20 protein-coding genes are annotated in these 22037 nt (G+C 62.1%); 7 read left to right on the top strand and 13 right to left on the bottom strand.

All coding sequences use genetic code 11. From position 1 onward, the window contains the following. Window positions 1-65: 65 nt before the first annotated feature. From IVB29_RS07275 to IVB29_RS07215, 13 genes are all read right to left on the bottom strand, one after another. On the bottom strand, window positions 66-365 hold the full coding sequence (locus tag IVB29_RS07275; protein WP_249806277.1) for a cytochrome C oxidase subunit IV family protein: 300 nt from the start codon (window positions 363-365) through the stop codon (window positions 66-68). After that, window positions 362-1006 carry a cytochrome c oxidase subunit 3 gene (locus IVB29_RS07270; RefSeq protein WP_247502711.1) on the bottom strand — a complete coding sequence of 215 codons (645 nt, stop codon included), beginning with the start codon at window positions 1004-1006 and terminating at the stop codon, window positions 362-364. The genes IVB29_RS07275 and IVB29_RS07270 overlap by 4 nt, the downstream gene beginning before the upstream one ends. Next, a complete protein-coding gene (locus IVB29_RS07265) occupies window positions 1003-2676 on the bottom strand; it encodes a cbb3-type cytochrome c oxidase subunit I (protein ID WP_247502710.1) in 1674 nt (557 codons plus the stop codon). Before IVB29_RS07265 ends, IVB29_RS07270 begins: the two co-directional genes overlap by 4 nt. Beyond that, window positions 2669-3610 carry a cytochrome c oxidase subunit II gene (coxB, locus tag IVB29_RS07260; protein ID WP_247502709.1) on the bottom strand — a complete coding sequence of 314 codons (942 nt, stop codon included), beginning with the start codon at window positions 3608-3610 and terminating at the stop codon, window positions 2669-2671. The genes IVB29_RS07265 and coxB overlap by 8 nt, the downstream gene beginning before the upstream one ends. Beyond that, window positions 3607-4380, bottom strand: a complete 774-nt coding sequence (locus IVB29_RS07255; RefSeq protein WP_247502708.1) for an SCO family protein — start codon at window positions 4378-4380, stop codon at window positions 3607-3609. The genes coxB and IVB29_RS07255 overlap by 4 nt, the downstream gene beginning before the upstream one ends. Further along, window positions 4377-4781 (bottom strand): hypothetical protein, encoded by a 405-nt coding sequence (locus tag IVB29_RS07250; protein ID WP_247502707.1) that lies wholly within the window; start codon window positions 4779-4781, stop codon window positions 4377-4379. Before IVB29_RS07250 ends, IVB29_RS07255 begins: the two co-directional genes overlap by 4 nt. Continuing rightward, window positions 4771-5655 (bottom strand): hypothetical protein, encoded by an 885-nt coding sequence (locus tag IVB29_RS07245; RefSeq protein WP_247502706.1) that lies wholly within the window; start codon window positions 5653-5655, stop codon window positions 4771-4773. Before IVB29_RS07245 ends, IVB29_RS07250 begins: the two co-directional genes overlap by 11 nt. A 182-nt stretch (window positions 5656-5837) precedes the next feature. Next, window positions 5838-6368 carry a cytochrome c gene (locus IVB29_RS07240; protein ID WP_247502705.1) on the bottom strand — a complete coding sequence of 177 codons (531 nt, stop codon included), beginning with the start codon at window positions 6366-6368 and terminating at the stop codon, window positions 5838-5840. Beyond that, entirely contained in the window at window positions 6365-6883 is a 519-nt protein-coding gene (locus IVB29_RS07235; protein WP_247502704.1) for a DUF3341 domain-containing protein, read from the bottom strand. The genes IVB29_RS07240 and IVB29_RS07235 overlap by 4 nt, the downstream gene beginning before the upstream one ends. Continuing rightward, window positions 6880-8247, bottom strand: coding sequence for an NrfD/PsrC family molybdoenzyme membrane anchor subunit (nrfD, locus tag IVB29_RS07230; RefSeq protein WP_247502703.1), 1368 nt, complete (start codon window positions 8245-8247; stop codon window positions 6880-6882). The genes IVB29_RS07235 and nrfD overlap by 4 nt, the downstream gene beginning before the upstream one ends. Next, window positions 8244-11102 (bottom strand): 4Fe-4S dicluster domain-containing protein, encoded by a 2859-nt coding sequence (locus tag IVB29_RS07225; RefSeq protein ID WP_247502702.1) that lies wholly within the window; start codon window positions 11100-11102, stop codon window positions 8244-8246. The genes nrfD and IVB29_RS07225 overlap by 4 nt, the downstream gene beginning before the upstream one ends. Further along, on the bottom strand, window positions 11090-11743 hold the full coding sequence (locus IVB29_RS07220; protein WP_247502701.1) for a cytochrome c3 family protein: 654 nt from the start codon (window positions 11741-11743) through the stop codon (window positions 11090-11092). Before IVB29_RS07220 ends, IVB29_RS07225 begins: the two co-directional genes overlap by 13 nt. Window positions 11744-11770: 27 nt before the next feature. After that, complete coding sequence (locus IVB29_RS07215) at window positions 11771-14062, bottom strand: FdhF/YdeP family oxidoreductase (protein ID WP_247502700.1); 2292 nt, start codon at window positions 14060-14062, stop codon at window positions 11771-11773. A gap of 311 nt (window positions 14063-14373) precedes the next feature. Here IVB29_RS07215 and fdhD point away from each other — a divergent pair, with 311 nt between their 5' ends. The 7 genes from fdhD (at window position 14374) to IVB29_RS07180 (ending at window position 22035) form a co-directional block, all read left to right on the top strand. Further along, window positions 14374-15231, top strand: coding sequence for a formate dehydrogenase accessory sulfurtransferase FdhD (fdhD, locus tag IVB29_RS07210; protein WP_247502699.1), 858 nt, complete (start codon window positions 14374-14376; stop codon window positions 15229-15231). Between the two features lie 144 nt (window positions 15232-15375). Further along, window positions 15376-15735, top strand: a complete 360-nt coding sequence (locus IVB29_RS07205) for a hypothetical protein (protein ID WP_247502698.1) — start codon at window positions 15376-15378, stop codon at window positions 15733-15735. 199 nt (window positions 15736-15934) lie between these two features. Continuing rightward, the gene (locus IVB29_RS07200) at window positions 15935-17710 is read left to right on the top strand and encodes a thiamine pyrophosphate-requiring protein (RefSeq protein WP_247502697.1); all 1776 of its coding nucleotides are present in this window, start codon (window positions 15935-15937) and stop codon (window positions 17708-17710) included. Next, a complete protein-coding gene (locus IVB29_RS07195; protein WP_247502696.1) occupies window positions 17707-18804 on the top strand; it encodes an enolase C-terminal domain-like protein in 1098 nt (365 codons plus the stop codon). Before IVB29_RS07200 ends, IVB29_RS07195 begins: the two co-directional genes overlap by 4 nt. 115 nt (window positions 18805-18919) lie before the next feature. Next, window positions 18920-19729 (top strand): hypothetical protein, encoded by an 810-nt coding sequence (locus IVB29_RS07190; protein ID WP_247502695.1) that lies wholly within the window; start codon window positions 18920-18922, stop codon window positions 19727-19729. Continuing rightward, a complete protein-coding gene (locus IVB29_RS07185; RefSeq protein WP_247502694.1) occupies window positions 19722-20390 on the top strand; it encodes a gluconate 2-dehydrogenase subunit 3 family protein in 669 nt (222 codons plus the stop codon). Before IVB29_RS07190 ends, IVB29_RS07185 begins: the two co-directional genes overlap by 8 nt. Further along, on the top strand, window positions 20380-22035 hold the full coding sequence (locus IVB29_RS07180; protein ID WP_247502693.1) for a GMC family oxidoreductase: 1656 nt from the start codon (window positions 20380-20382) through the stop codon (window positions 22033-22035). The genes IVB29_RS07185 and IVB29_RS07180 overlap by 11 nt, the downstream gene beginning before the upstream one ends. Window positions 22036-22037 lie beyond the last annotated feature (2 nt).

The raw sequence follows: 22037 nt of genomic DNA, 5'->3' as shown, positions 1-22037 counted from the left end.
GAAAGTTCTCCTCTCCGAAGCTTGCGTTCGAAGGTGGCTGCATCAGAGCGCTTTGCTCCCGTGCGTCAGATGCGTGCGAGAACATCAGCGAAGGTCAATGCGAACATCGCGATCACGAAAACAAGCCCCGAGATCGCCGCGATCCGGACCAGCGGCTTCGCTGAGGCGAGTTCCATGAAGAGCAAGACGACGAGGGTCGATTTCACCCCCGCAATGATGATGCCGCTGGCTGTTGTCATTCGGCCCATGGGAACATAGGCGGCGACGAGGCTGAGCACGAGGAGTGCGAGGAGCGCTGCCCAGATCAAGAGGTTCCTCGCCCATAGGTGGCGCACAACACCACCTGATTCACCTTGCCTGTTCATGATGCACGCCCCGGCAAATAGATCAGCGGATAGAGGAAGATCCATACGATATCGACCAGATGCCAGTAGAGGGCTGTGACCTCGATCTCGGGATTGTCTTTGGCCGGAAGTTGGCGCCGGAGCAGCACCCAGAACAAGCGGCTCACGAGAGCAATCCCGATGGAAAGGTGGATCGCGTGGACGCCCGTGACCAGCCAATAAAATCCGTAAAACAGCTGCGCTCCGGGATGAGACAATGCAAACCCGGCTCCCGGCACGAGCTGCTTGTCAATGTCCTCCTTGTACTCGAAGCCCTTGATGACGATGAACGCGAGCCCGAGCATCGCGGTGAGCATGAGGCACGCGAGGACGAGCCGTCGCAGCTGTGCAGACGCTTCGGACGCTTGCGCGGCGATCGCCATGGTGAGGCTGCTGGTCAACAGCACGGCGGTGTTGATCGTGCCGTACCAGACATTTGTCTCCCGCCCGGCTGCAGCGAACGCCTCCGGATGCTCGATCCGACAAACCGTGTAAGTCAGCATCAGTGCACCAAAGAACAGCGTCTCGCTGGCGAGGAAGACCCATATGCCGAACTTGCCTGCCTCGCGCTGCCGGCCGAAATCCAACCAGGGTTCTCTCAGTAGTGCGCTTTGGTCGCTCATCGCGTTTCTCTTGCGTTTTGCATTTCGGGAGGATCGGTTCCGGCGGACATGCCTTCGGCGTGGTAGTCATACGGTCCGCGATCTACGCGGGGCTGCCTGTCAAAATTCTTCGGGGGAGGCGGAGAACCCGTGGTCCACTCCAGGCCTGTCGCCCCCCAAGGGTTTTTCGCGGCCTTTCCGCCGTAGAACAGGGACCAGGTGAGATATCCCAGAGGCAACAAGTAGGCGATGGCGAGGACCGCTGCTCCGGCAGACGACATGACATTGTAGATCTGAAACTCCGCTGGATAGGTATGATAGCGGCGCGGCATGCCGAGGTACCCGGCAAAGAATTGCGGCAGGAACGTCATATTGAAGCCGGCATACATCAGGATGGCCGCGAACTTCGCCCAGCTCTCTGGATAGAGCTTGCCCGTAACCTTGGGCCACCAGAAGTGAAGCCCGGCGAAGAAGGCGGATACGGAGCCGCCCACCATGATGTAGTGGAAGTGCGCGACGACGAAGTAGGTGTCGGTGACATGGATATCCACCGGGATCGAGGCGAGGAACAGCCCGGAGAGCCCGCCGGTCGTAAACAGACCGACGAAGCCAAGCGCATACAGCATGGGCGATTCGAAGCTGATCTGGCCGCGATACAGCGAAGCCGTCCAGTTGAAAACTTTGATTGCCGACGGCACGGCGATGATGAAGGACAGGAAGGAGAACACGAGGCTGGCCAGCGCCGACTGTCCGGAGACGAACATGTGGTGGCCCCAGACGAAGAACCCGACGCCCGCAATCGCAAGCATGGCATAGACCATGAAATCGTATCCGAAAATGCGCCGCCTCGCGAAGCACGGGATGATTTCGGACACGACGCCCATTGCTGGCAGCACCATGATGTAAACCGCCGGGTGCGAGTAGAACCAGAACAGGTGCTGGAACAGGATCGGATCGCCGCCGCGAGCCGGATCGAAGATCGGCAAGCCCAGCACGCGCTCCGCGATCACGAGCAGGAGCGAGATGGCGAGCACCGGCGTGGCAAGCACCATGATCAGCGACGTCGCGTAAATCGCCCAGACGAACAGCGGCAGCCGGAACCAAGTCATGCCGGGAGCACGAAGCATATGGGTGGTCGCGATGAAGTTCACTCCCGTGGCGATGCTGGCAAAGCCGACCACGAACACGCCGGCAGCAGCCGCGAAGACGTGGGTGTTGGAGAACATCGACGAATAAGGCGTATAGAACGTCCAGCCGGTGTCGACGCCTCCGGCGACGAGGGCATAAACGGTGAAAGCGCCGGCAGCGACGGTCAAATACCAGCTGAAGAGATTGAGGCGCGGAAACGCGACATCGGGCGCGCCGATCATCAGCGGCAGCAGGAAATTGCCCAACGTATTCGGGATCGACGGCACCAGGAAGAACCAGACCATGATGATCCCGTGGAACGAGAACAGCTTGTTGTAAGTGTCCGACGTCAACAGCCATCCGTTCGGCTGGAACAGCTCGAGCCGAACGGCGGTGATTGCGGCGCCTCCCAGAAAAAAGAAGAACGTGATGGTGATCGCGTAAAGGATTGCAATGCGCTTGTGGTCTGTCGTGGCAAGCCAGGACGAGATCGTCGAGCCGTGGCGCAGATAGTCGGGGCGCGGCGGCAGCGGCAGCTCTCCGGCGAGCAGGGCGTCAGTCATTTTGCTGCTCCTCCCTGAGCGAGCGGATATAGGCGGTCAGGCTCTGGATCTCTCCGTCGTCGAGCAGCCCTTTGAAGCTCGGCATGATCGGCTCGAACCCGGCCACGACGTCGCGCTTCGGCTGCAGGATCGAATCGCGGATGTAGGCATCGTCCGCGGAAACGGTGCGTCCATCCGCCAGCTGCACCGCGCGGCCGTAGAGACCCGCCAGACGCGGCGCGTGGACGTTCGAGGAGCCCGCGTGGCAACCCGAGCATCCCCGCGATACGAACAGCCTGGCGCCCTCATGAGCAAGGTCGTCGCCCTCCGGCTGCTGCACCAGCCATTTGGCATAGTCATCCTGCCGCATGACCACGATCTTGCCGCGCATCATGGAATGGTTGGTGCCGCAATACTCGGCGCAGAGCAGTGGAAAGGTGCCGGTTTTGCTGGCCTGGAACCAGAGATCGGTGTCCCGTCCGGGCAGCACGTCCTTCTTGACCCGGAACGCGGGGACGAAGAAGGAATGGATCACGTCCTGCGAGCTCATCAGGAGATGGACTGGTTTATCCAGCGGCACGTGCAGGGCATTGATCTCACGCGCGCCGTTTGAATGCTGCGTCTTCCACATCCACTGCTTGGCGACGACGTGAATTTCCAGTGCGCCCGGGGGCGCGGCAAGGCTGCTGAGATCAGCAGAAGATGCCCACCAGAATAGGAAGGCGAACGTCAGCAACGTCGCGACCGTCCAGCCGATTTCGAACTCGCGACTGAGGATCTCAGGCATCGGGCCGCGCTTGGCAGCCGATCCGCGGCGGTACCGGACGGCAAACAGCAGGATGAGGCCGAAGACGAGGACCACGGTCGCGCCGGACAGGACGAGCAGAAGATAGAAGATGTGGTCCACCGTGGCGGCGTGCGTACTCGCTTCCGGCAGCCTGAACAGCGAGTTCATGCCGACGCTCCGCGACCTCTGCTGCGCACCAGCATCAGTCCGATGAAGGCGGCCATGATGGCAACCGTGGAGGCCCCGACAATCTGCAGAATGGCGGTGATCCTGCGGGTGTAGATGCCGTGCACAGCGTCATATCCATAGCAGAGCAGCGCGACGCGGCCGGCAAGTCCGCCGATCCGACCGTCACCGGCTTCCAACAGAGCGAGGCGAAGGTCACCGGGCTGCAGCGCCAGGCTGGACAGCGCGCGGACGACCCGTCCGTCGGACGCGAGCGTGACGAAGGCTGCCGGATGCGCAATCGCGTCATGGTTGTCGTCGATTTCGGCATGGTATCCGATTGCACCGAGCAGCGCGGCAACAGTCTCCTGCGCTCCTGTCAGGACCGATGTTCCCGCGCCCCCGATCTGCCCCTGGGTAAAGCGGCGGGCATCTTCAAGGGTGTCGCGCGGATCGATGCCGACAACGACGAGGCTGTAGTCGCGTCCTGCGACAAGCCCGGTTTGCTGCAGCGCCGAGCTTGCGATCGTCAGCGCAGGCCCGCAAATCTGCTTGCAGGTGAAGTCCGCCGGAAGAAGCAGGGTCGGACGTCCGTCGATCGCATCGCGAAGGCGGACGGTGTCACCGCCGACTGCCCTAAACTGCAGGGATAGCGGAACGCGGGCGCCTTGAGGAGGATCGAAGCCGACGCGCCCGATCTGCTGCTCGGTCAAACCGGCATGCGCGAGGCCCGGCCAGAGCGCAAGCGCCAAGACAACGATGGCCAGCCTCATGGATTGCCTCCACTTGCACCGGGCGTCGAGGCGGGCGCGGCCTCGAGGGCATCGTAGGCGTGCTGGCCGCGTCCAGAGACGAGCTGCATCGCCTCGTCGATCGGGATGCTGGCGATGTTGTGGTCGCGATCGACCCAGGCATAAGCGGTGAGCCTGGCACGCTGCGCGGCCTCGAACCGGGTCAGGTCGGCCTCCGGAGAGGTCTGGAGTTCGGGTGAGGGAAACCGGCGCTCTGCGCGCGGGGTGAATGCGCCCGGCGCTTGCGTATTCAGGAATAGTAGCATTCCCGCAATCGCGGCACCCACGAAGAGCAGGAAGCTACCCACGACGACGAGAACGGCACGGTTGTGGACGCCGGCCGGCTGCGGAAGCGCGCGGCTGCCCATCTCCTCATGCGGCATGGCGCACCTCCGGGGATGCGATGCCCTGCCCAGAGAGGACAGAAGCAATCGTCAAGGTGAGGAGAGCGCCCAGAGCCGTGAGTGCAACAGGAGCTTGCGCGGAAAATGCAGGCACTAGCAGCCAAGCGAAATGCATGACGGTCCCGAAGAGCAGCAAAAGGCCGACGATGCGCAAGCCTGCAGGGCTGCCGCGCACGCCCTCGAACAGCAACATCGCGAATGGAAGAACGGCTCCGGTGACGAATGTCACGAGCAGAATGCCCATCCATGCGTCCGTGCTGTGCCTCAGGAACCACTCGGCCTTGTGAGGCAGATCGCCGTACCAGGCCACCACATATGTCATGTATTCGAGGTAGACGACGCCCAGCACTGTCGCGATCAAAAGGTTTCCGATATCGCTCAGCGCTCTACCTTCGAAATTGGTCGTTGCAAGCACAGCGACAACTGCAAGCGCGGCCAGCAGCTGCTGTATCGCGATCATGGAGGCGAAGGCGGTGGAGACGTAATGCGGTTCGAGCGACAGGAACCAATCGACAGCAACCATGCTGATGGTGAAGCCGAAGAACGCAAGCCCGAGCGCGGCCAATAGCCGCCCACCCCGTCCGAGACCGAAAGTCACTCCGAGCACGGACCATCCGATCAGTGCGATCACGGCACGCAGGACAAACCCTGGTTGGCCGAGGTACCAGCGCGCAATGTCGGGCTTGATCTGGCTGGCATCCGCGGCCCAGGGATAGATGTAAGTCAGTCCGGCGAGAACGGGGACGAAGGCGATGGCGACGAGGGGCATCATGACCGCGAGGGGTCGCAGCACCGGTCCGGCCGCAAAGCCCCAGCGGCCGCCGGTCAAACGATGAATCAGCAGGAGCGTCATGCTGCCGATGGGGGCGCAGCTCCAGATCGCAAATCCCAAGAGCCAGCCCTGGAGCAGGCTCGGATAAGGGCGGAGTTTCCCGGCCGCGAGCACGAGGCCAGATGCGAGCAAGATCAACACGAGGCCCGCTGTAATTCGCGGCGTCCCAATTGCTCTCAGGGCAGGGCGGCGGAGCACGGCGGTCACGGCAGCTTGCTCCTCAGCTCCGGGACGTCGGCGACGTCGGCATGTTGCGACTGCTGCAGCGCGCGGATATAGGCGATGATGGCCCAGCGGTCGCGCGGCTCGACGCGTGCGGCGTAGGAATACATCGCGCCGTAGCCATGGGTGATCACGTCGAAGAAGTGCTGAGCATCGGCCGAGCGGAGGCGGGCGGAATGGTAGGAGGGCGGAGCAGGAAAGCCACGCTGCACGATCATGCCATCGCCGTGGCCGGAGAACCCGTGACACGGTGAACAGTAGATGTCGTAACGCTCCCGGCCTCGGGACAGCAGGGCCATGTCAACCGCAGGCGGCGTGGTGATCTGCCGTGAACGCTCAGGATCACCCTGCGCGACCGTTCCTTGCGGCAGCGGCTGTGCTTCCGTGCCGTCCCTGAACAGTCCGGCCTTGGAGAACGTACTGTAACGGTTCTGCTGGGACATGGAATGATCGCCGCAGCCGGCGAGCGCGAGCGACAGGAGCAGCAGAGATGACAGCGAGCGCAGCGTCATGGCGCGTGCAACTCCGTCACCGTCACTGCGCCGGCTCGGGCGAGGATCTTCCGCAGACCCGCAGTGTCCGTCTCGGAAGCGGCCAACAGAAAATAGCGATCCTGCGTTGCGCGTTCGAAACCCGGGATCTCGAACAATGCATCATGCAGTCGAGGCAGACGGCACGATCGAAGGAAGCCGATCACTCCCGCCAATGCGGCAGCGAAGATGCCCACCTCGAAGGGGACCAGCAGGAACACCTGCCAGGAGTTCAGCGGTCGGCCGCCGCTGTTGATGGGATAGTCGATCACCGCACTGTACCATTGCAGACCAAACGCGAATGCGGCCGTTGCGAGCCCACCGGCCAGCATGACCACCCGGAGTCGCGAGCGCTCCTGCCGGAGTTGGTCGGCCAACCCCTCGACGGGATAGGGCGTGAACGCCTCGAGCGCGGTGTGTCCGGTGCTTCTTATGGGCTCCAAGGCCGCTCGCAGCGCTTCGCTGTCGAGGAACTCTGCCAGAAGCTTCGCTGTCATGCGGCGGCCTCCTCATGAGCGAGTTCGCGCATGTCGAACATCGATACGCTCGGTATCAGCCTCATGAAGATCAGGAACAGGAAGGCGAAAAGCCCGAGCGGCGCGATCAGGAAGGTCCAATCCCAGAAAGTGAAGTGGAAATTGCGCCAGAGCGAGGGCATATAGCCGTGTGAAAGCGTGTTCCAGACGATGAGAATGCGCTCGAGCCACATGCCTATGTTGATCGCGATGGCTACAGGAAGCAGAATGAACAGCGACCTTCGCGCGAAGGGCCACCACAGCAGCTGCGGGATGAGGCAGTTGCAGGCCAGCAAGGCCCAGTACAGCGGCGCGTAGGTGCCGGTGAATTCGAAGCGCACCGCCTCCCGCTCGGCATGTTCACCGCCGTACCAGCCCATGAACCACTCCGTCGCATAGGAATAGAACATGACGATGGAGGCCATCAGCAGGATGCGGGCCATTACGTCGAAATGGCGGTGAGTGATGATAGCCTGAAGGCTGAGACCCCAGCGGATTGCGGCCGCGAGCACCACGACCATGGCAAATCCAGAATACATCGCGCCGACGACGAAATACGGCGGGAAGATACTCTCCTGCCATCCCGGCATCAGGCTGGCTGCGAAATCCAGGCCGACGATCGAGTGCACGGAGCAGACCAGCGGGACGCCCAAGGCAGCCATCGTCGTATGCAGTGTCTGCAGGCGAGACCATTCTCGCGCCGAGCCGCGCCATCCCAGTGCGAAGGCGCCATAGAGAAGTTGGCCCGCCCGATGGGGCGTGCGGTCGCGCATGGTGGCGAGGTCAGGGATCAGGCTGACGTACCAGAACAACAGGGAGAACAGCAGGTAGCTGATGATGGCCCAGAAGTCCCAAACCAGCGCGCTGCGCCATTGCGGCCAGAGTGCCATCGTGTTCGGATATGGGGCCAGCCAATAGGCATATATTGGCCGTCCCAGATGAATGATCGGCATCAGTCCGGCAATCGCAACCGCAAACAGCGTCATGGCCTCCGCGAAGCGGTTGATCGAGGCCCGCCATTTCTGCCGTGTCAGCAGCAGCATCGCCGAAATCAGCGTGCCGGCGTTGCCGATGCCGATCCACCAGACGTAGTTGGCGATCGCGACACCCCAGACGATGGTGGAGTTGATGCCCCATATGCCGATGCCGCGATAGAACAGCCAGCCGATTGCTCCGAACAGCCAGAGCACGAATGGCAGGGTTATCAAAAGTGCAACCCACCATCGTCGGCCGAATCCGGTGAAGAGCGGATCCGCAACGGCTTGCGTCATCGCGAGGTCATCGGCGCGTTCGGACGCAATCCAACGATGCGCCGCTGGGTGCTCTGCAGCGAGGACCTCGCTCATATCCGCCGCTCCGAATCTGACCGGGCCGGGTTGCGGACGTCGGATAGATAAGTGGTGCGGGGACGCGTGCCGAGATGGCCAAGCAGGGCATAATGGCGCGCATCGGACTTCCTGCGGTTGATCTCAGCGTCCGCCTGGTTCAGATCTCCAAAGCTGATGGCGCGGGTCGGACAGGCATTCTGGCAAGCCGTTCGGACTTCGTCGGGACCGAGCGGACGGTTTTCACGTTCTGCGGTACGCCTGGCTCCGCTGATCCTTTGCACACAGTAGGTGCACTTCTCCATCACGCCGCGGGCGCGAACGGTTACCTCAGGGTTCTTCTGCCCGCGATAGGATTCCGCGCCGAGATTGCCGTATTCCTCGCCGTCCGCGTAGCCGAAGAAGTTGAAGCGCCGCACCTTGTACGGGCAGTTCGCTTCGCAGAAGCGGGTCCCGATGCAGCGATTGTAGACCTGCGCGTTCAGGCCTTCGCTGTCGTGGACGGATGCGGCGACAGGGCAAACAGGCTCGCAAGGGGCGTGCTCGCAATGCATGCACGGCACGGGCTGAAAGCCGAGTTGCGGGCTGTCCGGCGCGCCATGATCATAGGCGTCGATACGCATCCAGTGCATGTCGCGTCCCATGGCCACCTGCTCGGGCCCCACTACCGGAATGTTGTTCTCGGCCTGGCAAGAGAGCACGCAGGCGTTGCAACCGATACAAACCGATGTGTCGATCACCATCGCCCAGGCATGGCCGTCGCCCGACTTCACGGCCGGGGGCATCAGGCTTGGAGGATCGGTGATGGCCGCCGACGGGGGCAGGGATTGCCCAACCCGGTATTGTGGATAGAGCTCGCGGACGTCCTCTGGCGTGCGAACGACGTTCTGCGTCGTGAGAATCGGCTCCCGGCGTCCTGTTTGCTTGATCGCAATTTGCGAAAGGCGCCAGCTGCTGTCGGAGGTCCGGATCGTGTAGGCACTGGCGCCGACGCCGTTGCCGATCGCGCCGGCCTTTTGCCGCCCCCCGCCGAGCGTGAGCGCGCCGACGCCCATGGCCGTCCCGGGGTCAGTCAGCACGGGCACCTCGATCGATCGGCCGTTCGCGCCGACCGTGGCGACGTCCCCGGATGTGAGACCGAGGCGCGTTGCCTCATCCGGATGCAGCGCGAGCGCATTGCCCCAGACCTGCTTGCTGAGCGGCTTCGGACACTCCTGGAGCCAGGCGTTGTTGGCGTAGGAGCCGTCCCACAGGCAAGGATCAGGGCGCAGCACCAGGCTGATCTCGTCATCGGGCTTGTCGTGGGGTTCGGCGACCGAGAGTGGCGGCAGGAGCGGAGCAGTGAGAGAAACAGCAGTGGAGCCGCTTGCTGCGATGATCCCTTCGTGCAGCACGCGCTGCCACCATGCCTCGAAATCCGCAGCGGCCGCGCTCCGCCAGGTCTGCCGCACCAATTCGTAAGCGCGCGCGTCCTCTGCGCCGGTCAGCCAGGCGAGAAGCTCGTGCTCGCTGAAGCTCTCGTAGAGGGGCTTGATCAGAGGCTGGGCGATGCTTGCCGTCCCGTCGCTGGCCCGCAGATCCGACCACGTTTCGAGCCGATGACTTTGCGGAACATGCCAGGTGGCGATATCCGCCGTCTCGTCGGCATACTCCCCCATATGCAGGCGGAATGGCGCCTTTTCCGCCCGGGCCTTGAAGTGCAAATCGGCTGGTGCGTCATAGGCGGGATTGACGCCGATCATGACGAGCTGACGCACGCGACCGGCGTCCAGATCGCCTGCGAGCTGTTCGAGCGATCCCGCCTGCTTGCCGGAAGGCGTACGATCAACGGGATCGATGAGCCTAATGGGCGCATTGAGCTTGGCATTGATCCAATGCACCAATGCGTGGACTTCCCTGGACATTGCCGGGCCCGCGACGACGAGCGCCTCACCCTTGTGCGAGTTCAAGTCGACCGTGATCTTCTGAAGCAGCAGGCGCTCGCGCTCTGGAAGATCGGTTGCGCCGGTCGTCGCGCCGAACTCCCGCGCGAGGATCGCCGCGAACCGCTCGATTGCCTCGGGACGAAGCGCCAGACGTTCGTCCGCCTTTGCTCCGGTGATCGTGAGCGCGCTCTCAAGGCAATAGAGACGCGAAAAAGCATTCGCGTCGCCGCGGCCGGTTGCGTAACCGCGGCCAATGCGCATCTGATCGGGGCCATGCCCGAGCGGATCGGCATCGAGCGCGACGATCACCCGGGCCTTTGCGAAGTCGGCAATGCCGCGCACAGGCTGGCCATAAGCAAGCTGCGCGCCTTGGCGCGCGTTCTCGTCGTCCGTTGGATCGTACGCGTGCCACGATGCGGTCGGGAACGCCTCAAGCAATTCGTCAATCTGGCGCAGTAGAGTCGGGGAGGTGCTGCGCCCGGTCAACAAGCGCAGGCCTTTACCCTGGCTGCTGCGGGCCTCGGAAAGTTCGGTCACCAGCGCTCGGTACAACCCTCCGCGCGGCGCAATCGCGCCATCGTGCAGGATCGTGCGCGAGCGATCGGGATCGTAAAGCGAAAGTACCGCTGCTTCAGCGAAAACGTCAGTGGCTCCAAGGCTGCCCGGATGACGTGGGTTGCCTTCCACCTTGATCGGCCTGCCGTCGATCGAAGTCACGATCACGCCGCGACCGATCCCCGCCAATGCGAGCGTCGTCGCAAATTTCAGCGGTTCGCCGGGAACGATCCGCTCGGGCATCCTGGCATAGGGCAGAATCTGCTCGTCCGGCTTGCTGCAGGCCGCGAGTCCACCCGCCATGCCGGTTGCCAGCAAGCTGAGGGCCTGACGGCGATTGAGCTTGCTACGTCCGGCAGGACTTGGCCGCGTCGGCAATTCCTTCAGCGGTGGCATATCGTGCAGTCCGTCAAATGACCCGTGTTGATGTGATAGCCTGCGGCAAGCTTGGGCCCGATCTCGGCCTGATTCTTGGGCGCCTGCCAGTTCGGATCGAAAACCGCTTCGCGCGGACGCAGGAAACGTTCAGGAGAGCGGTGGCAATCGAGGCACCATTGCATCGTCAGCGGCGCGGCCTGGCGCATCAGCCGCATCCGTCCGACGTCGCCATGACAGGTCGTGCATCCGACGCCTTTGGCGACGTGGACGGAATGATCGAAATAGACGTAGTCGGGAAGCCGGTGGACGCGTTCCCAGGCAATCGGCTGGTTCTTGGAAAGACTCTCGCGCACCGGCGCCAGCATCAGCGCGTTGGTCCAGATCTGCGAATGGCAGGTCATGCAAGTCTCAGTCGGCGGGATGCCGGCAAAGCGCGCTTTCTCCACCGAGGCGTGGCAGTAGCGGCAGTCCAGACCGAGACCGGAAACATGATGCTCGTGACTGAACGGCACCGGCTGGTTCCGGCTGATGTTCTGGTTGGTGACGTAAGGGGATAGCATCACCTCATAGGACAACCCAACTGCAAGCACCGGCGCTGCTCCAATTGCCGCGATCATCACCGTCGCAATCGTGTTCGCGCCGGGGCGGAAAAGCTGCATTCATCGGCCCCCCTTCCGCGCCATCGCTCACGCGCGGATACGGACCGGCACCGATTTAGCGGCCGGCGTCTTCGAATGGATGTCGTGGTGCGACAGCGGGATCAGGGGGTTCATTTCCGGATAGTAGGCCCCGACGCAGCCATCCGGCAGTTTGAACGGGGTCACCTTGAGAGGACCCACCTCGCGCAGGATGCCGTCCTCCGCGTCGCTGACGAGGGAAACCATTTGACCCTCCTGAAGTCCGGCGCGTGCGATTTCGTCGGGATTCATCAGCAATACGTCCCGTGTACCCTCAATGCCCCGCATCCGATCGCTGTAGCCGTAAATCGTCGTATTGAACTGGTCGTTGCTGCGCATGGTCAGCAGCCGGAAGCGGCCGGGCGCATCGGAAAAGCCGGTCGAGGTGAGGGTTTCTGGCGCTGTAAACTCTGCCTTGCCGCTCTCGGTCTTCCAAATCCGTTCGCGGGCTGAATTGCCACGATAGAACCCGCCCGGCGTGAACATCCGCGCATTGAAGTCGTGGAATTCGTCCGGATAGGTCTCGGCGATCTCGTTACGGATGAGATCGTAGTTGCCGACCCATTCATCCCATTTCAGTTTGGGATTGGGCGGCAGGGTTGCCTTGGCCAGACCAGCGACGATCGCCACCTCGGATCTCAGGTGCTCGCTTGCGGGCTTGCGCAGCCCGATGGAACCCTGGATGCAGCTGAACGTATCCTCCATGGTGACCGCCTGCTGCCCGCTGGCCTGCACATCTTCTTCGGTTCGACCAAGGCACGGCAGCAGATAGGCGGCCTTGCCGTGCACGAGGTGGCTGTGGTTGAGCTTGGTGGCAATCTGAACTGTCAGCTCCAGTCCGCGCCAGGCTTCCTCCATCTTCGATCGCTCCGGGATCGCACGGACGAAATTGCCGCCGAGCCCGACGAACGCCTTGACCTTCCCGGCGAGAACGCCCTCGCACGTTTCAACGGTGTTCATGCCCTTCTCGCGCGGCGGTTCGAACCCGAACTGCTTGGCGTATTTGTCGAGCGGTACGAGTTCGGGCTTTTCCGAGATCCCGACGGTGCGCTGACCCTGCACGTTCGAATGCCCACGCACGGGCGAGATGCCGGTGCCGTCCCGCCCGATGTTTCCCTTTAGAAGCAGCATGTTGACGAGCATTGCGACGTTCTGGAAGCCGTGTACGTGCTGGGTCAGCCCCATGCCGTAGATACCGATCACGCGGTCAGCCTCGACGTAGACCTGCGCGGCCCCCTCGATGACCGAGCGGCTGAGACCAGATGCAATCTCGATCTCGTCCCAGGACGTCGCCCGGACCTTGGCTTCGAACTCTTCGAAGCCAAGTGTGTGCTGCTCGACGAAGGGAGCGTCGATCACACGTTTGCCCTCCTGCTTGGCGGCATCGTCCGCCGCGAAGACGTGCTTGCAGATTCCGACAATGACCGCGATGTCGCCACCCACCTTCACTTGATGGTACTGGCTACTGATTTGTGTGGTCTTGCCGGTCAGCATCTCCGTCGGATTCTGCGGATTGATGAAGACTTCGAGACCCTTTTCGCGGACGGGGTTGAACGTAATGATCTGGACGCCGCGCTTGGCAGCGTCCTGTAGGGGATGAAGGAAGCGTGGACTGTTCGACCCGGTATTTTGCCCGAAGAAGAACATCGCATCGCAGTTACTGAGGTCGTCGAAGACCACGGTCCCAACGCCCGCCCCGATCAGCTTCTTGAGAGCGACTGAGGTCGTTTCGTGACACATGTTGGAGCTGTCCGGCAGATTGTTGTTGCCGTACACCCGTGCAAAGAGAGCATACAGATAGGAGGTCTCGAGGCTGGCTCGCCCCGACGAATAGAACACGACCGATTTCGGATCGAGCGCCCTCAATTGCGATCCGATGGCATGAAATGCCTCGTCCCAAGAGCAGGGAACGTACTTATCAGTGGTGCTGTCGTAACGCAGTGGATGTGTCAGGCGCCCCTGCTGCTCGAGGTCATAATCGCTCCATGACAGCAACTCGGTCAGGGTATGCTCAGCAAAGAACTCCGGCGTACAGCGGCGCGACGTCAGCTCCCAAAGTGTCGCCTTGGCGCCGTTCTCGCAGAATTCGAAGGCATGATAATCCGCAGGCTTGGCCCATGAGCAGGAAACGCACATGAAGCCTTTAGGCTTGTTCTGCCGGCGAAGGGTGTTCAAGGCCGCGGGCGAATCCCACTCCTTGCCGAAGATCCGCGCTATCCCTTTCAGCGACCCCCATCCGCCAGCTGGGCCGTCATATTCAACCGTGTCGGGAGTGTCACCAGCTTCGTTGGGTCGCGCCATGATCTTGCTTCTCTTCGGGAACCGGCCAGCCTGTGCATCGCCAACGTATGTTCCCCGCGCAGGTTCCTGAGCAGCCGTTTCTGGCGGGACGGCGGCTTGAGCGGCACGCGTGTGAAAAAACCAAGCACGAGCAAGGCGATCGACGGACGGGCGACGCCCGTATTCTCCGCTCCGGAAAACTGTGCGCGGTGCCGTACCAAGGAAGTGTTTTAATCGCGCGATGTTGAACAGCCGGGCGGGGCGCGACAATGGACGGCCGGGGAACGCGGCCCAATGGCTGCGGTTGCCAGAAGCCAACCTCGGAGACGGATATGCAGGATCGTTGTACGCGCGACAAACCAGAACTGGTGTGGCGCGGGCGTAGGCCATTTCCATCCTCGCGCAAGGTCGCAGAGGAACGGCCGATAGCGCTCACGTACAACGGCTCGACTTACGCGGTGATGATGGCCTCTCCCGTTGACCTCGTGGATTTCGGCGTAGGCTTCAGCTTGAGCGAGGGCATTGTGGAGCATGGCGAGGACATCATCAGCATCGAAGTCGTCGAGCTCGAGCTCGGTTGCGAAGTGCGGATCTGGGTCGACGATTCCCATGGTGACCTCCTCGCCAACAGGCGCAGGGCGATGGTCGGGCCGGTCGGCTGCGGCCTGTGCGGAATTGAAAGCCTGGAACAGGCTTGCCCGCGGCCGACGCGCGTAGTCAGCGAGGGCGGGTTTCGCCCCGTCGACATTCTGGAGGCGATGCGCTCCTTGCGACCGCTCCAACATCAAAACCAGGCGACGGGCGCGATGCACGCTGCGGCCTTCTGGGACGGCCATGACATCCGATTGGTAAGGGAAGATGTCGGACGTCACAATGCACTGGACAAACTCGCTGGTGCGGCGGCCAGAGCCGGCCTCGAAACGTCGCGCGGAGCTGTGCTCATAACCAGTCGGGTCTCCGTCGAACTGGTTCAGAAGACGGCCCGAATGGGCGTGCCGTTGCTCATCGCCGTGTCCGCGCCGACTTCGCTGGCGATCGAGACCGCTGAGCACGCCGGCGTAACGCTCGTCGCGGTCGCGCGCGACGATGGCTACGAAATATTTAGCCACGCCGGCCGACTGATCTTTGGAGAGGAAGAGCTGGATTCCGCTTCGCTTGGCGGCTCTGAATTGCTTTCCGCGAGACCTTAAGAACCAGCTCCGTCCCAGAGAACGTCGTATGCCTTCGTTCGGTCTCGTACCGACATCGCATCACTCCAACTCTTTGGGTCGGAACGTCTGGAGCCCTCCGGCGCTGTGGTGGTATTCCGTCCAACAAAACCGAAGGAGACAGCGATGAAGACCACGCTCTTGGCGGCCCTGTTGTTCGCCGCAACGGTTTCCGGTCCGGCGCTCGCGCAAAGTGGCACTAACTCCACGAGTAGCTCGCAGTCTGCCGCAACCTCGGCCCAGACTACGGCAGCACAGAAAATTCAGGATGATCTTAAGAAGGCAGGCTTCACCGACATCAAAGTCGTGGCCGAATCCTTCGTTGTTCAGGCCAAGACCAAGGATGGCAACCCCATGGTGATGACCATTGGTCCTCATGGCATGTCGGCGTTTGAAGCGATGAACACGACTGGATCCGGCTCGGCAAACAAATCTCAGGGCACCACCGGCTCCAGTTCGTCGAACGATGGCGCTAACTCAAAATAGGTTGCCGTACCCGACGTCGAACATTGCGGTCCACCAGAACGAGCCCGCGATGTTCGTCCGGTGGTGCGAGCATCGATGAGCCAAGCTGATGCGTACGCGAGCGTACGAACATCCAGGGCACGATCAGGCAAGTTCCGAAACGTTCTGATTGTCTGATCGTTGCTCCAGCGCAGCGCGCGAAAGAACATGAGAAAATCCAATGAACGTCAGCGAATTTGTTTGGCATCGGCTCTCGGAATGGGGTTTGAGCCGGGTGTATGGGTACCCGGGTGACGGCGTCGGAGGACTGGATGTCGCTCTCGAACGCGCGAAAGACAAGATCGAGTACGTGCAGGTCCGGCACGAAGAGATGGCGGCCTTCATGGCTTCCGCTCACGCGAAGTTCACGGGGCAGGTGGGCCTTTGCTATGCGACCTCTGGGCCTGGCGCAATTCACCTTATCAACGGACTGTACGACGCCAAGATGGACCACGTTCCGGTGGTTGCGCTCGTCGGCCAGCAGGCAAGGAGTGCAATCGGGGCGAGCTATCAGCAGGAAGTTGATCTGCAAGTCCTGTTTCAGGACGTCGCCGAATACGTCGCGCAGGCAAGCGTCCCCGAGCAAGTACGTCACCTGATCGATCGGGCCGTACGCATTGCAGACAACAAGCGCGCCGTCGCCTGCGTGATCCTGCCCAAGGACGTGCAAGAGTTGGACTACCAGGATCCGCCTCTCGCACATGGTGCGACCCACACCGGCATTGGCTATGCCGAGCCGGCGAAGCAGCCGCGAGACGATCTGGTACGCGCGGCCGCCGAGATCCTGAACAACGGTAGTAAGGTTGCCATGCTGGTTGGCGCGGGGGCACTGGATGCCACTGATGAAGTCATCGCGGTGGCCGAGCGTCTCCAGGCGGGGGTGGCCAAAGCCCTGCTTGGAAAAGCAGTCCTCCCGGACGATCTCCCCTTTGTAACGGGTTCCATCGGACTGCTCGGCACAAAGCCCAGCTGGGACCTCATGAAGAACTGCGACACCTTCCTGATGGTCGGCTCGGCGTTTCCTTACAGCGAGTTCCTGCCGAAGCCCGGGTCAGCGCGCGGCGTTCAGATCGATATCGAGGGCGCCCGGTTGAGCCTGCGCTATCCGATGGAGATCAACATCGTTGGAGATAGCTCTAAAGCCTTACAGGCACTGCTGCCACACCTTCAGCAGAAGCAAAAATCGTCGTGGCGACGGGCCATAGAGGAAGGCGTGCAGGAATGGTGGCGCACGCTCGAGAAGCGCGCCATGGATTCAGCAGAGCCCCTCAATCCGCAACGTGTATTCTGGGAACTCTCGCCCCGTCTGCCCGAGAACGCGATCATAACCGCGGATTCGGGGTCGGTCGCAAATTGGTATGCCCGCGATCTGAAAATGCGCCGGGGAATGAAGGCGTCGCTTTCCGGAGGTCTGGCTTCTCTCGGTGCGGGGACACCTTACGCCACGGCCGGCAAGATGGCTTATCCAGACCGGACAGTGATCGCGTGCATGGGTGACGGCGCCATGCAAATGAACGGACTTAACGTCCTGATCACGATCTCGAAATATTGGCAGACGTGGTCAAATCCACGCCTAATCGTCCTTGTTCTCAACAACCGCGATCTCAATCAAGTCACGTGGGAGGAGCGGATTCAGCTCGGGGCGGGAAAGACGCTATCGACCCAGAGTATTCCGGACTTTCCGTATCACCGCTACGCCGAGCTGATCGGCCTCAAGGGCATCTTTGTCGACAATCCGGAACGCGTCGGTGCCGCCTGGGATGAAGCGCTGTCGGCGGATCGTCCGGTCGTGCTCGAGGCGTACACGGATCCAAACGTGCCGCCCCTGCCGCCCCACATCACCCTGAAGGATGCCAAGAACTTCATCAGCATGATTCCTTCCGAACCGGAGCTTGGCAGCGTTCTGAAGAACAGCGCCAAGGAGCTGCTGACGACCGTGCTACCCGGGAAGGAATGATGACCGATCTCTCCATCGATGCTGTAAAAGCGCGCGCCTTCCAAGTTCCAACCGATAGACCCGAGGCGGACGGGACCATGAGTTGGAATTCCACGACTCTCGTCGTGGTCGAAATCGCCGCCGGCGCCAAGTCAGGGATCGGCTACACGTATTCCGATCGCAGCATTGCCGCGCTGATCGCAGGCAAGCTCGCGTCGATCGTCCGTGGCAAGGATGCCTTGGCACCTCAGGCCGTCTGGAGGGCGATGCAGCGCGCGGTCCGCAACCTGGGTCGCGAAGGTCTGGCTGCAAATGCGATCTCTGCCGTCGATACAGCTCTCTACGACCTGAAGGCGCGGCTCCTGGATGTGCCGCTGGTTCAGTTGCTCGGAAGCTACCGTACGTCTGTCCCGATCTATGGAAGTGGAGGCTTCACGGCTTACTCCGACGGCGAGCTGGCCCAGCAGCTCGGCAGCTGGGTTGCCGACGAAGGGTGCAAGGACGTCAAGATGAAAGTGGGCTCCGAGCCGGAACTCGATCCGCACCGCGTGCAGGTCGCATGCCGGGCGATTGGCGAGCGCGCCAATCTCTTCGTCGATGCAAACGGCGCCTACTCGGTGCAGCAGGCGCTTCAGCTTGCGGATGTATTCGGGCGGCACGGCATCAAATGGATCGAGGAGCCGGTGTCCTCGGACGATCTCCAAGGCTTGCGTGCGGTTCGCGCCAGTGCTCCTGCTGGCATGGAAGTGGCTGCAGGCGAGTACGCTTATACGACCGACTATGTGCGCGAGATGCTCGAGTCCGGCGCCGTCGACGTGCAGCAAGCGGATATTACACGGTGTGGCGGCGTGACGGGTTTCCTGCAGATAGCCTCGCTTTGCGAGGCGCACCACATCGACCTGTCAGGTCATTGCGCACCCGCTCTGCATCTTCACGCCGCCTGCGCGGCGCCGCGGCTGCGGCACCTGGAATGGTTTCACGACCACGTTCGCATCGAGCACATGCTCTTCGAGGGCGCGCCGACGCCACGTGATGGGGCGATCGAGCCCGACCTGGCGCGACCAGGGAATGGTTTGATATTCAAGGAAGCGGACGCTGCACGCTATGCGATCTAACCAGGCCAAAATGGAGAGAGCGCTCGGCGCCCCCAAAGTCGCGGGAAGCAAAGGAGAGCGCGCACGGGCAGTGCAATCGGCGTCGCGTTCGAGATGGGGTGAGACAGAGACCGTTATGGCGGCGCGGCGGTTGAATCGAGCGGCGGGTACACTCGCTGCTTCGGTGCTTGTAGACAGTGCGGTTGAGCATTACCGGGGCTCGTTCAAGAACAAGGCGATGTTCACCCCGCTCGTCGTTGCCGGGCTGACACTGGCAATGAGCTTGCACGGCACGGCTGACATGCGTCCGGTTGCGCATAGGGCGCGCGATACTTCGTATCTGTTGGCAGCTGCCACTGGACTGCTGGGAACAGGCTTTCACATCTACAACGTGACAAAGAAGGTGGGCGGGCTTAGCTGGCAAAATGTCTTCTACGGCGCCCCCCTCGGAGCTCCCATGGCTATTCTGCTTTCCGGACTGTTGGGCTTTTGCTCGGAACGGGTGCGCGCCAATGGACGTCAACGACCTCGCCGGGTGTTCAACCTTCCGGCCGGCGAGACGGTTGCTACCGTGACTGCGCTTGGCCTGCTCGGCACCACGGGAGAGGCCGGTCTGCTCCATTTTCGCGGTGCCTTTCACAATCCCTTCATGGCCGTTCCCGTCACTCTCCCGCCCATCGGGGCCGGTTTGCTCGCTGGTGCCGTGTTGAATGGCGGTGGGCGGACGCGCCGCCTCGCGCGACGGTGGATGCGATTGCTGACCGCAATGGGTTTTATCGGCGTTGGCTTCCACGCCTATGGGGTCTCACGAAACATGGGAGGCTGGCGCAACTGGAGCCAGAACATTCTCGATGGACCGCCCCTGCCGGCGCCCCCAAGTTTTGCGGGTCTTGCACTGGCGGGGCTCGCGTCGCTCGAGCTGATGAGAGAGGCGCGCGATGCTTGACTGGAAGGCGGAGCGCGGGGCTGGGGAGCCTTATCCCGGCTATGACGTCCTTGCGAAATGGCGGAGTCCATCTTGGAATGACAAGACGCGAGAGGTGGTGGCAGCTCGCCTGAAGGCAGCGGACGAGCCGCGCTTCTTCACGAGGGAGGAATTCGAAACCCTCATCGCTGTCGCCGATCGCATCCTGCCGCAACCTGCGCCGAGGCCGCCTATTCCTGTCGCTGCGCTGCTTGATCAGAAGCTACAAGACGGCGTCATGGATGGCTATCGGGCAGCGAGCCTGCCACGCGACGGGGAAGCTTGGCGAAGGGGACTCAGAGCCCTTGATGCGGAGGCGAGAGCCCGCCACGATCATGGATTCGCAAAAATCGTGGAGTCTGATCGAGACGATCTGTTGAGGTGCTGCGAGGCGGGCGAATTGAAGTCGCCCGCGTGGGACGGTATGCCGTCGCAGACGTTCTTCAAACATCGTTTGCTGCGCGACCTCGTTCTCGCCTACTATTGCCACCCCATATCGTGGAGTGAGATTGGCTGGGGCGGACCGGCCAGTCCGCGCGGCTACGTGCGCCTCGATTTCAACGATCGCGATCCGTGGGAGGCGGCCGAAGCAAAGCCGGGTCACGAGGCTGACGCTCTGAGGGTCAATCGCAATGTCCGATGATCCCCGGCACGCTCCGCGCGCACGCCACGGTCGCGCGCCCGACGTCTTCCGGCCCGGCGGCTGGGTGAGCATGAAGGAATATGCCGACCACGAAACGGTCGACTTCGTGATCGTCGGGACGGGCGCCGGCGGTGCAACACTCGCCTGCAAACTGGCCGAATACGGTTTCTCGGTGGTTGCCCTGGATGCCGGACCCTACTTTCGCCCTTTGGAGGATTTCGCCTCCGACGAGTCCGAGCAAACCAAGCTTTATTGGACCGATGATCGTATCGTCGATGGCGACAATCCCCTGCAGCTCGGAAGCAATAACAGCGGCAAGGCCGTTGGGGGCTCGACGGTGCATTTCGCAATGGTGTCGCTTCGGTTCCGGCCGGAATGGTTCAAAGCAAGGACCAAACTTGGATACGGTGCGGACTGGCCCATCGATTGGCGCGAGATGTGGGCTTACTATACGGAGGTTGAGCAGGCCCTCAAAATATCCGGACCTGTCAACTATCCTTGGGGCCCGCCGCGTCCGCGCTACCCTTATCGGGCCCATCCGCTCAACGCTGCAGCCCGCGCGCTCGCGCGCGGCTGTGAAGCCCTCGGTATCGGCTGGACCGAGACGCCGCTCGCAACCCTGTCTGCGCCGCGTGGTCTCGCGCATCCCTGCGTCTATCGCGGCTTCTGCGTAACGGGTTGCTCGACCAATGCCAAGCAAAGTGCCCTTGTGACCTGGATTCCGCGCGCTCTGTCTGCCGGCGCCGAGATTCGGGATCTCGCCATGGTCGGCCGGATCGAGACCGATGCGAACGGGCTCGCCGCCGGTGTCCATTATCACCGCCAAAGCAAGTGGCACTTCCAGAAGGCACGCAACGTGGTGGTGGCTGGCTATGCGATCGAAACGCCGAGGCTCTTGCTGAATTCGGCAAACGACAAGTTTCCTGACGGCCTGGCAAACAGTTCCGGACTTGTCGGCAAGAACCTCATGGCACAGGCAAACCAGGCCGTGTGGGGCGAGATGGACGAAGAGGTTCGCTCATACAAGGGACCTCCGTCCCTCGCAATCACCGAGCACTGGAATTACGAGGACGAAGGGAAGGACTTCTTTGGCGGTTACGCCTACATGAGCCAGGGCCCGCTGCCGCAGCTCTGGGCCAACACACAAGCAACGGCGCACGGTCTGTGGGGAGCACGGCTGGTCGAGGAGATGAAACGCTACAATCACGTCGTCGGCCTGAAGATCGTTGGCGAGATGCTGCCCCAAGAGCACAACCGCGTCACTCTGGCGGACGAACTAGATCAGTACGGACTCAGAATTCCGCGCGTGACCTACTCCTGGTGCGACAACGACAAGCGCCTGATCGATCATTCTATCGCGTTCATGAGCCGGGCTTTGGGCGCAATTGGCACCAAGAACATTTGGGTCCAGGAAGACGACACCTGTCACCTCAATGGAACGGCCCGGATGGGCGATCGACCGGACAGCAGCGTCGTCAATGCAGATTGCCGCAGCTGGGACATCCCCAACCTGTGGATCTGCGATGGCTCCGTGTTTCCCACCGTGGGCGGGGCGAATCCCTCCCTCACGATCCAGGCAATCGCATGCCGCACGGCAGACCGAATCCGTACCCTGTCCCGACTGGGAGAGATCAGATTGAACTAGGA

The sequence above is a fragment of the Bradyrhizobium sp. 1 genome, from assembly GCF_023073315.1.
Taxonomy (GTDB): Bacteria; Pseudomonadota; Alphaproteobacteria; order Rhizobiales; family Xanthobacteraceae; genus Bradyrhizobium.
Note: the sequence above shows the minus strand (reverse complement) of the source record. Positions and strands in the feature narration are given on the sequence as shown.

Coding starts and splice junctions, on each gene's coding strand:
- IVB29_RS07225 (WP_247502702.1), bottom strand. CDS start 11,102: ATGCCACCGCTGAAGGAATTGCCGACGCGGCCAAGTCCTGCCGGACGT.
- IVB29_RS07245 (WP_247502706.1), bottom strand. CDS start 5,655: ATGACGCTCCTGCTGATTCATCGTTTGACCGGCGGCCGCTGGGGCTTT.
- IVB29_RS07220 (WP_247502701.1), bottom strand. CDS start 11,743: ATGCAGCTTTTCCGCCCCGGCGCGAACACGATTGCGACGGTGATGATC.
- IVB29_RS07205 (WP_247502698.1), top strand. CDS start 15,376: ATGAAGACCACGCTCTTGGCGGCCCTGTTGTTCGCCGCAACGGTTTCC.
- nrfD (WP_247502703.1), bottom strand. CDS start 8,247: ATGAGCGAGGTCCTCGCTGCAGAGCACCCAGCGGCGCATCGTTGGATT.
- coxB (WP_247502709.1), bottom strand. CDS start 3,610: ATGAACTCGCTGTTCAGGCTGCCGGAAGCGAGTACGCACGCCGCCACG.
- IVB29_RS07265 (WP_247502710.1), bottom strand. CDS start 2,676: ATGACTGACGCCCTGCTCGCCGGAGAGCTGCCGCTGCCGCCGCGCCCC.
- IVB29_RS07190 (WP_247502695.1), top strand. CDS start 18,920: ATGGCGGCGCGGCGGTTGAATCGAGCGGCGGGTACACTCGCTGCTTCG.
- IVB29_RS07250 (WP_247502707.1), bottom strand. CDS start 4,781: ATGCCGCATGAGGAGATGGGCAGCCGCGCGCTTCCGCAGCCGGCCGGC.
- IVB29_RS07275 (WP_249806277.1), bottom strand. CDS start 365: ATGAACAGGCAAGGTGAATCAGGTGGTGTTGTGCGCCACCTATGGGCG.
- IVB29_RS07270 (WP_247502711.1), bottom strand. CDS start 1,006: ATGAGCGACCAAAGCGCACTACTGAGAGAACCCTGGTTGGATTTCGGC.
- IVB29_RS07195 (WP_247502696.1), top strand. CDS start 17,707: ATGATGACCGATCTCTCCATCGATGCTGTAAAAGCGCGCGCCTTCCAA.
- IVB29_RS07240 (WP_247502705.1), bottom strand. CDS start 6,368: ATGACGCTGCGCTCGCTGTCATCTCTGCTGCTCCTGTCGCTCGCGCTC.
- IVB29_RS07185 (WP_247502694.1), top strand. CDS start 19,722: ATGCTTGACTGGAAGGCGGAGCGCGGGGCTGGGGAGCCTTATCCCGGC.
- IVB29_RS07215 (WP_247502700.1), bottom strand. CDS start 14,062: ATGGCGCGACCCAACGAAGCTGGTGACACTCCCGACACGGTTGAATAT.
- IVB29_RS07180 (WP_247502693.1), top strand. CDS start 20,380: ATGTCCGATGATCCCCGGCACGCTCCGCGCGCACGCCACGGTCGCGCG.
- IVB29_RS07235 (WP_247502704.1), bottom strand. CDS start 6,883: ATGACAGCGAAGCTTCTGGCAGAGTTCCTCGACAGCGAAGCGCTGCGA.
- fdhD (WP_247502699.1), top strand. CDS start 14,374: ATGCAGGATCGTTGTACGCGCGACAAACCAGAACTGGTGTGGCGCGGG.
- IVB29_RS07200 (WP_247502697.1), top strand. CDS start 15,935: ATGAACGTCAGCGAATTTGTTTGGCATCGGCTCTCGGAATGGGGTTTG.
- IVB29_RS07255 (WP_247502708.1), bottom strand. CDS start 4,380: ATGAGGCTGGCCATCGTTGTCTTGGCGCTTGCGCTCTGGCCGGGCCTC.